Source organism: Hymenobacter arizonensis (assembly GCF_900115775.1).
GTDB lineage: Bacteria > Bacteroidota > Bacteroidia > Cytophagales > Hymenobacteraceae > Hymenobacter > Hymenobacter arizonensis.
This window is the reverse complement of sequence record NZ_FOXS01000004.1, coordinates 192,917-207,219: the sequence shown is the minus strand read 5'-3', so window position 1 is coordinate 207,219 and position 14,303 is coordinate 192,917. Positions and strand designations below refer to the sequence as shown.

Genomic DNA, 14,303 nt, shown 5'->3' with positions numbered 1-14,303 from the left:
CTACCAATTCTTATGAAAATGTACTTACTACTCGCGGCCGTACTCCTGACCGCTACGGCACAGGCCCAAACCGTGCCCTTCGACCCGTCTGCCCCGGTGCGCGGGGGCAGCCAGGGCCAGACGGCCATCCCGCCCGTCAACCCGGCCCTCAACCAGAGCACCATTCAGGGGCCATCGCAAGTGCAACGCACCGCCACTAACCGCGATGCTCAACCCAGCCGCCAGGTCTCTGACCAAGGTGCCTACACGCCTGCCGCCACCCCGGAGCTATCGCCCACGGCCCAGCCTGATATCCGCGAGCAACCCATCATCCGGGACAACCGGCCGCGGCAGTCAACCGAAGTAGTACCGAGCCGCTCGCGCCGGAGCAGCAGCAGCAACGGGCAGCAGCACCCGTAGGCTGGCGCTTGTGACAGCAAGCAAGGCCCCTCATAAATAGAACGACACAAGAAAGCCCCACCTGGTATCCAGGTGGGGCTTTCTTGTGTCGTTCAGCGAAGACTACTTCTGGCCTTTTTCGGCGTGGGCCAGCAGGTCGCTGCCGTGGCGGCGCAGCAGGTCGGCTAGTTCGGTGAGAGGCTTTTTGGCTTCATCGGGCGCCTGTGCACTTGCTTGGGCGACTTGGTTGCCGAGAATGGAGAGGGTATTGCCGATGTCGGTGGCGCCCAACGCTCCGCTGGTCAGGATGGACTGCAGGTTGCCGAGTTCGCGGCCGATGTCTTGCAGACCGGGCTCGCCGCTTTGCATAAACTGCTGCTGCCAGGTCTCAACATTGTCGATGGCCGAGCCCAAGGGCAGGCTGGTGAGGCCGTTTTTGAGGGCACTGACGGTGGCGTGAAGGTGGTCGAAAGGCATAAGAAGAGGGAAAGGAAATGATGTACAAATAATAAGCTGAGCCGAGTCACTCAGCCTTGGCTGCTACCAAGGGCGCTTACAGCTCCTCGGTTTTGGCCGAAACTGCTTTCTTGGCGCGCTTGGCTTTTGGGGGCGCGTTGGGGTCGGGCGGCAGGGTGAGCGGCGGGGTGGGAATGTTAGGCGCAGGGGCGCTCAGGCCCAGCTCGCGCAGAATGGCCACGGCGCGCAAGGCGCTGGCTTCTTTGTTTTTGATTTCCAGCATGAGGTCCATGTCCAGCCCTTGCAGGTTGGTGAGAAACTCTCGGAACCGCTCGTCCACGAGGTCGTCGGTGTGCTTGCCTTTGCGCTCGCCCAGGGCCTGCGAGCTGTAGTCCATCATGGGCACGCCGTCGCGGGTGGGGTGCCAGGTGGCGGCGGCCAAGCGCAGGGCCTCGGGCATGGGCTCGCCGTGGTTGAGGCACTCGTGGTGGAAGTTGTCGAAGAGGATGGGCACGCCGGTGAGCTCGTGCAGGTGCAGGCAGTCGCGGAGGGGAAACAGCCGGTCGTCGTTCTCCACCACTACGCGGGCCTTCACGGCATCGGGCAAGGTGGCGTGCACCGCGGCAAACCGGCTGATAGCCAATTCCCGGTCGCCATATAGCCCGCCCACGTGAATCTGCAGCTTGGCGGTGCCGTCCAGGCCCATCAGGTCCAGCATCGAGCCTTGGTACACCAACTCCTCTATGCTGCGCCGCACAATGTCCGGGCTGGGCGAGTTCAGCACCACAAACTGGTCGGGGTGGAAGCTGACGCGCAGGTCGTTGGCCTTGATGTAGTCGCCGATGCTTTGGAACTCCGCCGCAAAGTGCGTCTGCCAGGGAAAGGTGTTGATTTCGTGCGAGCCGAAGGGCACAATGCCCGAACCCATCCGGAAAAAAAGCAGCCCCTGGGCCACGTTCCACTCCAGCATACGGCGCAGGCAGGTGAGGTTGGCCGTCACAGCGGCCAGCAGCCGCTCTTCCGAATAGGAGGCCAGCCGGAAGGTATTGGCGGCGCTGCAATCCATCGCCTCATTCACGCAGGGATACCCGATTTTCATATCCGGGCTTACGCGAAAGAGCAGATGGCAGTTATTAATGAGCAGTAAGTAAAAGAAACGTCATGCTGAGCGCAGTCGAAGCATCTCGCCTGTGTTAGCAATCCAATGGATTGGTTTAGTACTGCACGCGAGATGCTTCGGCTGCGCTCAGCATGACCTTTTTGCTCCCCTCTTACGGCTCGTACCCGCGATTGTCCTTAAACGCCTTGTTATACTGCGCCTTGGCCTTCCTGGCCTTCTCAGCTTTTTGCTGGGCCTCTATTTCCGCCATCTTCTTGCGCTGCTTGCCCTCCCGCGAAAACTGCTCATAAATCAAGCTTACCGGGCTGGCAATGGTAGGCACCGGGGCCTTGGGTGCGGTAGAGTCGACGGGGAAGAGGGGCTTGGGCTTGGGCGGGCGCTTGGCCCCGCTTACCACCGGCTGAGCGGGCCGCTTCATGTTGCGCAGCGCCCGGTTGATTTCGGCCCGGTCGGCGCGGTCGCTAACCACTTGTACTTCGCCCAGGCGCACGCTGTCGCGCACCAGCTGAATGCGCACAACGAGCTGCGAAAGGCCTGTGTTGCCCAGCGTTAGCCGTTGGGGTTTGAAGCCCAGCGCCCGAATAAGTACCGTGTCGGTGGCCAGAGCGTCTACAGCAAATTCGCCGGTGGCACCGGTTACCACGCCGCGGCGTGTGCGCTGCACCTGCACGGTGGCGCCGGGCATGGGCTGGCGCGTGTCGGCGGCCGAAACAGTGCCGCTCACCCGCACTTGCTGCTGGGCCTGGGCCGTGCCCAGCGCACCCAACCACAGCAAGGCCGCAGCCAGCAGCCACCGCCTCATGCCTCCCTTACTGGTCATTCCTGTATCCAATACGCCTTGACTTATTACGACCAACTAACACAATTCAACCGCAAAGTTGTGCACCAGGGAGACAAAAAAAGCCCGCACCGTTGCAGGCGCGGGCTCTAAAGACTTGGCAGCAAGCCGCCGAACCTTACTTAATCTTGGTTTTCGAACCGTCTGCGTTCTTCATTTTCAGGGTGCCGTCGTCGCCGTCAACCTTGGTTTTGTTGCCTTGGGCATCCTTGATTTTGATGTCGCCATCGGAGCTCATCTTGATTTTCTCGCCTTTGTTGGCCGACATCGAACCCGTGCCGCTTGCGCTGGCGTCCATGTCCGACGACGTTTCGCTCATCTCCGAGCTCATGTCGGCCGAAGACGACATGGCGGGCTCAGCGCGCTCCATTTCGTAGTAGGTGGGGCGGCTGGCTTCGTAAGCCTGGTACTGCGTGGGGTTGGTGAAAATCGTTTTCAGCTCTTCGTCGGTGGCCATGTTGGCTTCGCGCATCGAAGCGGCCATGCCGGTGGTGTCGGTGGTGTACCGGCTCTGCATGTCGCCCATCTGGCGGTAGCGGTTCACGTACACGGTGCGGATTTTGGTTTTGGTAGCCTCGTCCGTAATTTTCATATCGGCCACCATTTTGTCGGCAATGCGCTGCGCGCGGGCCTCAATTTGGGCTTCCGTCATTGGCCCGGTGGTCGTGGTGGTGGTTGTCGTGGTCATGCCTTCGCCACCGGCTACAGTGGTGTCGGTGGTTTTTTCCTGCGAACAGGAAGCCAGCGAAAGGGCAGCAGCGCCCGCGAGAATCAAAAGGGAATTTTTCATGGTTTGAGAATTAAGGGGAAACAACCGGTATGGTTGAGTTGTTAAGCGCCCTTTACGGCGGGGCCGTCGCAGATGTTGCTTCAACTATATATCCCTTGCCTCTTACTCCCTTTGAACTCTGCTTTGGCTATGCCCGACGCAACTCAAATAGGGTGATTTCGGGCAGGAAACCCACCCGGCCCGGGTATCCCAAATAGCCCAAACCGGTGTTTACGTAGAGCTTTTGGCGGCCCTGCTCGTACAGGCCGGCCCACTGCTTGTACACGTATTGCACGGGGCTCCACTTCAGGAAGGGCAGGTTCACGCCGAACTGCATGCCGTGGGTGTGCCCGCTGAGGGTAAGGTCGATGTCGGGATACTCCAGGATGTTGCTTTCCCAGTACGAAGGGTCGTGCGAAAGCAGGATTTTGAACGGCGCGTCGCCACTGGCAGCATGGGCTTTAGGCAGGTTGCCGTAGGTGGGAAAATTGAGATGGGAGCTGCTGTTTTGAATGCCCAGCACGGCGATTTTGTCGGTGCCGCGCGTGATGGTGTGGCTCGTGTCGTTGAGCAGCGTCCAGCCCATGCTGGCGTGGTTGCGCTTGAGGCGCTCCAGGTTCTCAACCTTGTGGGTCATGCTCTCCCACTGCACGTAGTCGCCGTAGTCGTGGTTGCCGAGGCTGGAGAAAATGGGTAGTTCCGACTTGATTTGGGATAGGGCCGGAATGTGCGGCTCAACTTCGGTGGCGCGGTTGTTCACCAGGTCGCCGGTCATGAGCACCAGGTCGGCGCCCTGCTTATTAATCATTTCTACGGCCCGCTGTAGCGGCTCGGTCGAGCTGAAGCTGCCGGTGTGCAGGTCAGAAATCTGCACCACTTTAAAGCCATCGAAGGCCGGCGGCAGGTTGGGGAAGCGTAGCGTGACGCGGCGTACCTGGTAGTCGGTGGCGCCCTTCACCATGCCCCACAGCAGCGCCGCAAACGGAATGGCGCCAATGCCCAGCGCCAGCTTGGCCAGAAACTCGCTGCGCGGAATGGCATCGCCCTCCACGCCCGCGGGCCGGGTGGCCGAACTCACGGCCCAGCGCGCCAGCCGGGTCAGGTCTTCGAGCAGCAGCGGAACGAAGATGAGCAGCTTGCCGGCCAGCAGCAGCAGCGGCAGGCTCATGAGGTAGCTTTTCATCACGGTGTTGCCGGACTGGCGGGTGCTGCCGGCCCAAAATGCCAGGCCCCACAAGCTCAGGGATACTACCCAGTAAGCCGCCGCAATGCCCCGCCGCGTCCCCGGCGACAAATGCTGCGACGCGGTACGCACTGCTTGGTAACCATACCATTCGGCCAACAGAATAGCTGCCAGAATCAAAAAAGGAACAATTGGATTTCGCATAATCAGAAAAAAAGCGGCCCGTGCCGCTGGTCTTTAACGCCAAAGAAGGCTGGGTGTTTAAACGCAGCCGGTCCGCTTTTGCTTTACATTTAGTTCACATTTTCCCCTCTACCAACGCCGTGCCGCATGGAAGCCCCTGACAGCCTGACCGAACCTTTCACTCTTCCCAGCCCCACGCCTCCCCTGCCGAGTACGCCCCTACCGGGCACGGCCCCACCGGGTACGGCCCCACACTACGCGCCGCCCGGCGCCCTGGGCATCAAGAGCTGGGCCGAGGAAGACCGGCCCCGCGAAAAGCTGATGGCCAAAGGCCGCGCTGCCCTGTCCGATGCCGAGCTCATCGCCATTCTGCTGGGTTCGGGCACCACCAAGCTCACCGCCGTCGACGTAGCCAAGCTCATGCTGCAAGGTGTGGGCAACGACCTAAATGCGTTGGCGAAGGAAAGCGTGAAGCAGCTCTGCCGCCACCCGGGCATCGGCGAGGCCAAGGCCATCACGGTGGTGGCCGCCCTGGAGCTGGGCCGCCGCCGCAAAGAAGCCGACGCTGCCCCGCGCACCACCATCACCTGCTCGCGCGACATCTACAACCTGATTCGCCCCAACCTGATGGACCTGCCCCACGAGGAATTCTGGGTCATTCTCCTCAACCGCGCCAACGTGGTGATGCGCAAAACCGCCATCAGCCGCGGCGGCGTGGCCGGCACCGTAGCCGACCCCAAAATGATTTTCAAAGAAGCGCTGGAGCAGCTAGCCAGCAGCATCATTCTGGTGCATAACCACCCCAGCGGCAACCGCAACCCCAGCGCCGCCGACATCCAGCTCACCAAGAAGCTGAAAGAAGCCGGCCAGTTCCTGGACTTGCCGATTCTTGACCACCTTATTTATTCCGACCAGGGCTACTACAGCTTTGCGGATGAGGGGGTGTTGTAGTACGGTGGCGAAACGATGGTATAAACTACCCCCACAAGCCCATTTACTTCGCCGCCTCAATCTCCACCACCGCCTGTTGCACCAGCGCCGCAGCTTGCGCCCCATTGGGCCGATTCGACTGCCGCTCCTGAACCTGACGCAGCAAGCCGATAATCCGACTGGCGTCGATGTAGGGCTTGTACTTCACCGTGAGGTTCTTAATGCGGCCGATGCCCTGAGCTAACCCGGCCGGGTCGTCGAGACGGCCGAGCATGTCGCCGAGGCCGGGCAGCATATCGAACTGGTCGGTTGGCTCCGCGGCATCGTATTTGGCCAGTATCAACGGCCATTGGGCCCGGCTGCCTGCCTGGCCATATACTGTCACCAGGGCTACGGTTAGGGGCCCCTTGTTATCGGTTTCGAATGCTGTGGCCCGGGCCAGCGCCTGTTTTGGGTCGAGGGGCAACAGGGCCTGGAGGGCGGCGCCCTGCACTTTGTAGGATTTGCTGCCCAGTGCCTTGCTGAGAAGTGGAGCATAGCGCTTGTCGCGCAGCGTAGCCAAGGCGCTGATGGCCGCCGCCTGCACGTGCACCGACGAATCCGAAGCGGCCAGCTTCGCCAGCAGCGGGGCCGCTGCCTTGCGCAGGGCCGGGATTTTGAGGTCGATTCCCTCCACGGCCAGTTCCCGCAGGGCCGCCGACTTGTCGGCCAGGCCCGCTAGCAAAATTTTGTGTGCCACGGGGTCAGCTATTTTGGCCTGGGCCGCCTGCAGGGCCTCGCGGCGGTCGAGGTAGCGCGGGGCGTGGCGGTACTGATAAGCGAATTCGGCCAGTGATTTTTGGTCTTCCTTCTGCCACACCAGCACTTTTTCGGCGTCCACGTTCACCAGGTCAGGCTTGGTAGCAGCGGGGAAATAGAGGGTGTCAACGGCGTGGCGCAGGGTCGCGGGGTAGCGCTGGGCGCGGCCTTTGGTATACACGTCTACCGCGAGGGGCAGCACAAACGGGGCGCCCGCCTGGGTTTGGCGCACCACTATGGCTTGGCGTTTGCGGGCCGCGTCCCACTGGTAAGTCACGGTGACAACGGGGTGGCCGGCGCGGTAGTACCACTGATTAAAAAACCAGTTCAGGTCCCGGCCCGAGGCTTCTTCCAGGGCCAGCCGGAGCTGGTGCGGCTCGCCGGTGCCAAAAGCCTGCTGCTTGAGGTAGCGCTGCAGGCCCTGGAAAAACACTTCCTCACCCAGGTAGGCCCGCAGCATGTTGAGGATGTTGCCGCCCTTTTGGTAAGTCACGGCGTCGAACATGTCCTCCTTATCGGCATACTGAAAGCGCACGAGCGGCTTCAGGAAGTTGGCGGGGTTGCGGAAGTAGGTGCGCAGGCTGATATCGGCTTGCTGGGCGGCGGCATCGGGACCGAGTTCGTGCTCGGCCCACAGAATCTCGCTGTAGTTGGCAAACGACTCGTTCATGGTCAGCTGGCCCCAGCTTTCGGCCGTCACGTAGTCGCCAAACCACTGGTGAAACAGCTCGTGGGCAATTTCACGCTCCACGCCGGCGTACCGCCAATCCAGCAGCTCGCGGGCCGAGCCCTGGGCCTGTTCGCCAAAAAGCGACGCCGTGGTGTTTTCCATGGCCCCTGCCACAAACTCCCGGCACACCACTTGGCTGTACTTATTGAAAGGGTAATCGACCCCCAGGCGCTGCGAGAAGAACTCCAGCATGCGGGGCGTTCTGCCAAAAATCTGGCGGGCCTGGGCCGCATACTGCGGCTCGAGGTAGTAGCTCACTTCCTTGCCGCGCCAAGTATCCTTAGTGATTTTGAAATCGCCCACCGCCATCATAAACAGGTAGGGAGCGTGGGGCTGGTCCATTTTCCAGGTGTCGGTGCGCAGACCGGGGCCAGCGGGCGTCTGGCTCACCAGGGCGCCGTTGCTCAGCGTGACGTACTTGGCAGGCACGGTCATGCTGATTTCCTGGGTGGTTTTCTGGGTGGGTTGGTCGATGGTGGGAAACCAGACGGAGTTGGCATCGGTCTCGCCCTGCGTCCAGATTTGCACCGGCTTACCCGCTACCGCGCTGTCGGGGTTGATAAAGTACAGGCCCTTAGCGCCGGTAATGGCAGCGCTGCCTTTGGCACCTAGCTCGTCGGGCTTGGCCGTGTATTCGAGGTAGATGGTATAAGCCTCGCCAGCCGGCACCAAGCGACCCAAACGGATGAGCAGCTGCCGCTTATTGTAATCGTATTTCAGCGGCTGGAGCTTGTCGCCTTGCATCAGGGCCACGGTTTTTATGTCCATGCCTTTAGCGTCGAGCCGTAGCGAATCGGTGGCATAGCTGTGGGGCTTCAGCGTGACCCATTCGCGGCCGTGGAGGTATCGCTTGGCGTAGTCGAAACGCACGTCCAGCTTGGTGTGCACCAGTTGGTTGGTTTGCCGCTCGGTGGCGCGGTAGATAGTCGAAGCCGGCTGTTGGGCGAATGCGGGCGCAATGCCAACCAGAGCAAGAGCAAGCAAAAAGAATTTGCGCATAAGGCGAACACGGAAGTACCGCAGCTAGTAGTTGAGGCCAAAGATGCCGCCCGATGCACCCCGGGTTGCCTACCTTTTCAAAAAGAATGCTCGCATGATTAAGAAAATAGCAATAGCCGTCGCAGTAATAGGAATTATATTTTATTCCTTAAACGACACAAAACTTGACGCCAGCGCCTACGCGGCCCAAATAAACAAAGCCCGCAAAGCAAAAAATCAATCCTTCCGCCAATCCGCCGAATCGCCCATTCCCGATGCGCAAAAAGCGCAATTCGATAGCCTGAAATATTACCCCGCCGATTTAGCATTTGTAATTAATGCCACCATTATCCGCAACGAAAAACCGGATACTATTTCCATGCAAATGAGCGACAACCGGGCGGAGAAATATTTAAACTGGGGCAAGGCGCAATTCACTTTTAATAAAACCTCCCATCAATTAGGTATTTATTTAAAAGCCACGGGTAAAGATTCGACGCTATTTATTCCCTTCACCGACCTTACCAACGGCCGCGAAACCTACGGCGGCGGCCGCTACCTCGACGCGCCGCTGCCCAAGCTTAATGTGGCTGAATTGAAGCTGGATTTTAATACTGCCTACAATCCTTTCTGCGCTTACAATAACGACTACAGCTGCCCCGTGCCCCCGGCCGATAACCGGCTGGAAGTGGCGATTCCGGCTGGGGAGAAGTCGTTTCACGAATAAATACCGGGCACCCTCTTTGCAGCTCAGGCCGGGTAGAAGTCCGACGCCCTAAAAGCTCGGGGATATTTATGATTTAACTGCTTGAATTATAAAACGTACTGGTCAAACAAAACACGGTAGATAGTCGAGGTTAGGGCATACATTTGGCACTGTGCCAACAACTCCCTTATTTCTGCTATCATGAGCCTCGTCAAAACCTCGGGCATTATCAGCCAACACGAATTTGAGCAATATGCCGCCGAATGGACGCGGCTAACTCATTCTGCCAACGGCGCCGAATTGCAAGAAGTGTTCCAGGCCAGCAAAAACAAATTGATTCAGGGCGTGGATTTTCCCCTCACCGACGTCATTCAGCTGCTCTCCACGGTTGGGGCGCATCACATTAAGGCCCGCTTTATTATTAATAACGACAGCAGCGCCGCCAAGCCCTATTTCACCCTGGCCCTGCTGGCTACCGACAGGCTGGGCGCCCGCCTGTCCTCGTACTACTCTACCAACGAGTTGGTGGAAAAAGAAATAACTGACGCCGACGGCATGAACGTGGCCGACATCCTGGCCCGGAAGTGGTTACAGCAATGGGCTGCCCTGAAAAAAGTGAGCCCGGCATTATTTGACACCACTTACGGGCCCCTGCGGGGCTACACCTTCGATTTGAAGGACTTCATGAAGCCGCTTTCTGAGCTCAAGAAAGCGAGCCCAGCGCAGCTGGAGCAGGCAAGCCTGCGCATCAGCTTCGGGCTGCACGAATTCTATCGCAGCACCGGGCCCGACACCGATGCCAAGGTGCACAGTTTTGGCTTGGTGGTGCACTTGGCTAACCTTGGAAATGCCAACCCAGCCGGCGCCAACTTAGAGGAGTTTTCGCCTTTCTACGACGTATCGGCCCCCTGCCCTCCCACATGCTAAGCTCGCTGCCCGGCCGCGCTGGCTTTGCCGCATAAGGCATCTTTTGCCATGGCCGACTCCTCTGCTTTTCCGCTCCAAACGCTGCTGATTCAACTGGCACCGGTGCCGGTTGTTGTGGCGTTTTTAATTGGGCTCACGCGCTTTCGCCGGCTGCCGCCAGCCTTGCGCTACCTCGTTGGGCTCATTGGGTTCGCGTTGGTCATTGAGGTGATATCGCGCCTGCTGCGCATGCAGCACCGGTCCAACCTATTTCTGATGCCCCTCGATGCGGCCGGCGAGTTCTGGCTGCTGGTGCTGGTTTACCGCCGGGCCCTGCAGTCGGCGTCCTTTGCCAAAGCTGCGCCGTGGCTCATCGCCAGCTTCACGGCCTACGTGCTGCTCGACAGCCTGCTCTTCCCGGAAATGGCCCGCTTCAAGCCCAGCGTGCAAATAATCAAACACCTGCTGGTGCTGACCCTGGCGGGGCTGTATTTTCGCAAGCTACTCCACGAGCTACGGGTAGTGCAACTAACCCGTGAGCCCATGTTTTGGGTTTCAACCGGGCTGTTCGTCTACTCCGTTGGCTACATGCAGATTGCGCTGTTCAGCAACTACCTGCTGCGCTATTCCAAGCAGCTAAACATGACCATTTGGGCCATTAATGCCGTGCTCTATATGATGCTTTACTGTATTTATAGCTTCGCTTTGTGGATGCACCCGCGGAAATAGGCTTTGGCCAGTTACTGCTGGGTGGCATTGGGTTCATGCTGTTCTCGGCAGGTGCCCTCGTGATGTTTGTGGTGCTGTACCAAAAGCGCTTGCTGCAGCAGCAACTGCTCCAGCGCTCGGCAGAGGCCACCTACCAGCAGCAATTGGTAGCGGCTATTGTCGAGGCGCAGGAGCGTGAGCGTGAACGCATCGGGCGTGATTTGCACGACGGCATCGGCTCCTCCGTTGCGGCGGCCAAGATGCTAATCAGCCGAATCTTGACAAACGGCGGCAGCGGCGACAGCAGCAACTTACTGGTTTTGGTAGACGAGGTCATTACCTCAGCGGCCCAGGAAGTGCGCAACGTATCGCACACGCTTTACCCAGCCGTGCTGTCGCGGTTTGGCCTCGCCGCCGCCCTGCAATACCTGGTCGATATCTGCAATGAGATGGGCACGCTCGCCATTGAGATAGAAATCGACTACCCCCGGCCCGTGCCCCTGGCGCAGGAGCTGGCCTTGTATCGGATTTGCCAGGAGCTCATCAACAACGCCCTGAAGCACGCTGAGGGCGCCACGCGACTGCGCATTGAGCTCCTGCACCGGGGCACGCTGCTCACGCTGTCGGTGGCAGACAATGGGTGCGGCTTCAGCACGGACATGCTGGGAGGTGTCGGCGCCCAAGCGGCCAACGCGGGCGTGGGCCTGCGCAGCATTGCCGTGCGCGTGCAGATGCTGCAGGCCAAGCTGCACCACCATTCGGTGCCGGGCCAGGGCTCTCGCATTGCCGTGGAGCTGCAAGTGCCCGAGCTGGTTCAGCAAGCACAAGCTGCCGGCTGAGCACTGCGTGAGAAGGCCGAGGCCAGAGCCTATCCCCACTCAAAACAACCCCGCCCATGACCCAGCACAGGAAACGAACGAGGTTGGCAGCCAACAAATCGCGGCGAATAAAGCCCAGCGTACCACAGCCACGGTTTGGGCCATTCCGCAGGGCTGTACCTTTGCGTGGGTCGAACACCATCCCCTATTCGTTCAGCAAAGATTTTTCAACCAATGCGCATTTCCCTCGACTGGCTTAAAACCCTCATTCCTACCGACAAACCCGCCGCCGAAATTGGCGCCCTGCTCACCGGCTCGGGCCTGGAGGTGGAGAGCCTGGAAGAACTGGAAAGCATCCCAGGCGGCTTGCGCGGCGTGGTGCTGGGCACCGTGCTCACCTGCGAGCGTCACCCCGATGCCGACAAGCTCAGCCTGACCACCGTGGACGTGGGCGACGACTCCCCGCGGCAGATTGTGTGCGGCGCCCCCAACGTGGCCGCCGGCCAGCGCGTGGTGGTGGCCCTGGAAGGCGCTATGCTCTACCCCGCCCAGGGCGAGCCGTTCAAAATAAAGAAAAGCAAAATACGCGGCGCGGCCTCCGAGGGCATGATTTGCGCCGAGGACGAAATCGGCCTGGGCACTTCCCACGCCGGCATCATGGTGCTGGAAACCGAGCTGCCCAACGGCACGCCCGCCGCCGACTACTTCGGCCTGGGCTCGGATACGGTGTATGAGATTGGCCTAACGCCCAACCGGGCCGATGCCGCCTCGCACTACGGTGTGGCCCGCGAGCTGCGCGCCCTCCTGCGCCAGCCCTGCCACCTGCCGGATACCAGCGCTTTCCAAGCTCCCGCATCGGCTGCGGTTAATATTAGCGTGACCATTGAAGACGACGTGGCCTGTCCGCGCTACGCCGGCTTGCTCCTGGAAAACGTGCACGTGGGCCCGTCGCCGGAGTGGCTGCAGCGCCGCCTGCGCAGCATCGGCCTCTCTCCTATCAACAACGTGGTGGACGTGACCAACTTCGTGCTGCACGAGCTCGGCCAGCCCCTGCACGCCTTCGACGCCGACCAGATTACCGGCGGCCATATCCGCGTGAAGCGCGCCGAAGCCGGCGAGAAGTTCGTGACGCTGGATGGCCTCGAGCGTAGCCTCAAAGCCGAAGACCTCGTGATTGCCGACGCCAACGGCGCACCCATGGCCCTGGCCGGCGTGTTCGGTGGCAAAACCTCGGGCGTGAGCGAAGCCACCACCCGCGTGTTTCTGGAAAGCGCCTACTTCGGCCCCGCCGCCGTGCGCCGCACTTCCCAAACGCACCAGCTAAAGACCGATGCCTCCTTCCGCTTCGAGCGCGGCACCGACCCCAACATGGTGCTGGTGGCCCTGCAGCGTGCCGCCTTGCTGCTGCAGGAAGTAGCCGGCGCCACCGTGGCCGCGCCCATCGTGGACGAGTACCCCGCCCCAGTGCAGCCCGCCACCGTGCGCCTGCGCTTGCCTCGCGTGGAGCGGCTGGTGGGCCAGTACATCGCGCCCGAGCGAATCCGTCAGATTCTCACCGACCTGGACATAGTCATCACCGAAGAGAACCTCGACGAAGGCGACCAGGCCACGTGGCTGCTCACCGTGCCGCCCCATAAGGTCGACGTGACCCGCGAGGCCGACATCATCGAGGAAATTCTGCGGATTTATGGCTACAACAACGTGGCCCTGCGGCCGCACAACTCGGCGTCGTTCCTGGCCAAGTTCCCGAACCCCGACCCGGAGGTGACCCGGATAAAAATCGCCTCGCTGCTTAGTGGGCAGGGCTTTTCGGAGATTCTGACCAACTCGCTCACCAACTCGCAATACTTCGACAAAGAAGGCGAAGCCGACGCGGCATTGGTGCGTATTCTCAATTACAACAGCATCGACCTGAACGCCATGCGGCCCACGCTGCTGCATTCGGGCCTGGAAATTATTCGGCACAACATCAACCGCCGCCAGCGCGACCTGAAGCTGTACGAATTCGGCAAAGTGTATTCGCAGAATGAGAACGGCAAATACCAGGAGAAGAACAAGCTGGTGATTTACCTCACGGGCAATGCCGCCGGCGAAACCTGGCAGCACAAGTCCGAAAAAGCCGCTTACCACGACCTGGCTGGCGCTGTGCAGCAAGTGCTGGCCGCCCTTGGCTTTGGCGGAGCCGCTTCGCAGCCCGTGCAGCACCCCTACCTGGCCGGTGGCCTCACCCTGCTGGTGCACAACCAGCCGGTGGCGCAGGTCGGCGCCGTATCGGCCTCCGTGCTCAAGCGCCTCGACGTGACCCAGCCCGTGTGGTATGCCGAGCTGGATTGGGACGCGCTGAGCAAGAAGTACAAGCCCACGCTGGTGGCCCACGAGCTACCCAAGTTCCCGGAAGTGCGGCGCGACCTGAGCGTGGTAGTGGATTCCAACGTCACTTTCGACCAGCTGCGCCAGATTGCCCAGCGCACCGAGAAGAAGCTGCTGCAAAGCATGAACGTGTTCGACGTGTATGCTGGCGAGAACCTCGGCGCGGGCAAGAAATCCTACTCGGTGAGCTTCACCCTGCAGGACTTCACCCAGACACTGAGCGAGCAAGCCATCGACCAGGTGATGCAGAAGTTGATTCAGCAGTTTGAGAAGCAGGCTGGGGCGTTAATTCGGAAATAGCAGCTTTGTACACGCTGCTAGTTGCCAAAAACCCAAGGAACGTCATGCTCGGCATGACGTTCCTTTTTTTATGTTCTGCTCGATAAAGTTGCACTGCCGGTCGATATTCTATTCTGTTTCGAAGGTCACACC

Annotated in this window: 13 protein-coding genes; 7 read left to right on the top strand and 6 right to left on the bottom strand. The window is 60.2% G+C overall.

The genetic code is table 11. The features are described from left to right. Positions 1-12: 12 nt before the first annotated feature. Entirely contained in the window at positions 13-399 is a 387-nt protein-coding gene (locus tag BMZ66_RS15305; RefSeq protein WP_092675422.1) for a hypothetical protein, read from the top strand. 102 nt (positions 400-501) lie between these two features. Here the strand turns inward: BMZ66_RS15305 and BMZ66_RS15300 are convergent, their stop codons facing one another. From BMZ66_RS15300 to BMZ66_RS15280, 5 genes are all read right to left on the bottom strand, one after another. Beyond that, a complete protein-coding gene (locus BMZ66_RS15300; RefSeq protein ID WP_092675419.1) occupies positions 502-855 on the bottom strand; it encodes a hypothetical protein in 354 nt (117 codons plus the stop codon). Between the two features lie 76 nt (positions 856-931). Beyond that, positions 932-1,933 carry a UV DNA damage repair endonuclease UvsE gene (gene uvsE / locus BMZ66_RS15295; RefSeq protein ID WP_092675417.1) on the bottom strand — a complete coding sequence of 334 codons (1,002 nt, stop codon included), beginning with the start codon at positions 1,931-1,933 and terminating at the stop codon, positions 932-934. A 172-nt stretch (positions 1,934-2,105) separates the two neighbouring features. Then, positions 2,106-2,774, bottom strand: a complete 669-nt coding sequence (locus BMZ66_RS15290) for a carboxypeptidase-like regulatory domain-containing protein (protein WP_092675412.1) — start codon at positions 2,772-2,774, stop codon at positions 2,106-2,108. Between the two features lie 136 nt (positions 2,775-2,910). After that, positions 2,911-3,582, bottom strand: coding sequence for a hypothetical protein (locus BMZ66_RS15285; protein WP_092675409.1), 672 nt, complete (start codon positions 3,580-3,582; stop codon positions 2,911-2,913). A 127-nt stretch (positions 3,583-3,709) separates the two neighbouring features. After that, on the bottom strand, positions 3,710-4,948 hold the full coding sequence (locus tag BMZ66_RS15280; RefSeq protein WP_092675406.1) for a metallophosphoesterase: 1,239 nt from the start codon (positions 4,946-4,948) through the stop codon (positions 3,710-3,712). A gap of 126 nt (positions 4,949-5,074) precedes the next feature. On the opposite strand from BMZ66_RS15280, the gene radC reads away from it, so the two are divergent. Next, positions 5,075-5,878 (top strand): RadC family protein, encoded by an 804-nt coding sequence (gene radC, locus BMZ66_RS15275; protein ID WP_092675403.1) that lies wholly within the window; start codon positions 5,075-5,077, stop codon positions 5,876-5,878. Between the two features lie 43 nt (positions 5,879-5,921). Here radC and BMZ66_RS15270 read toward each other — a convergent pair whose 3' ends face one another. After that, complete coding sequence (locus BMZ66_RS15270; RefSeq protein WP_092675400.1) at positions 5,922-8,384, bottom strand: M1 family aminopeptidase; 2,463 nt, start codon at positions 8,382-8,384, stop codon at positions 5,922-5,924. A 94-nt stretch (positions 8,385-8,478) separates the two neighbouring features. On the opposite strand from BMZ66_RS15270, the gene BMZ66_RS15265 reads away from it, so the two are divergent. From BMZ66_RS15265 to pheT, 5 genes are all read left to right on the top strand, one after another. Further along, positions 8,479-9,090, top strand: a complete 612-nt coding sequence (locus tag BMZ66_RS15265) for a DUF1684 domain-containing protein (protein WP_092676132.1) — start codon at positions 8,479-8,481, stop codon at positions 9,088-9,090. Between the two features lie 180 nt (positions 9,091-9,270). Continuing rightward, positions 9,271-9,996, top strand: a complete 726-nt coding sequence (locus tag BMZ66_RS15260) for a hypothetical protein (protein WP_092675397.1) — start codon at positions 9,271-9,273, stop codon at positions 9,994-9,996. A gap of 48 nt (positions 9,997-10,044) precedes the next feature. Beyond that, positions 10,045-10,704, top strand: a complete 660-nt coding sequence (locus BMZ66_RS15255) for a hypothetical protein (protein ID WP_092675393.1) — start codon at positions 10,045-10,047, stop codon at positions 10,702-10,704. Next, on the top strand, positions 10,683-11,522 hold the full coding sequence (locus tag BMZ66_RS15250) for a sensor histidine kinase (RefSeq protein ID WP_092675390.1): 840 nt from the start codon (positions 10,683-10,685) through the stop codon (positions 11,520-11,522). Before BMZ66_RS15255 ends, BMZ66_RS15250 begins: the two co-directional genes overlap by 22 nt. 213 nt (positions 11,523-11,735) lie before the next feature. After that, positions 11,736-14,171 carry a phenylalanine--tRNA ligase subunit beta gene (gene pheT / locus BMZ66_RS15245; RefSeq protein WP_092675387.1) on the top strand — a complete coding sequence of 812 codons (2,436 nt, stop codon included), beginning with the start codon at positions 11,736-11,738 and terminating at the stop codon, positions 14,169-14,171. Positions 14,172-14,303 lie beyond the last annotated feature (132 nt).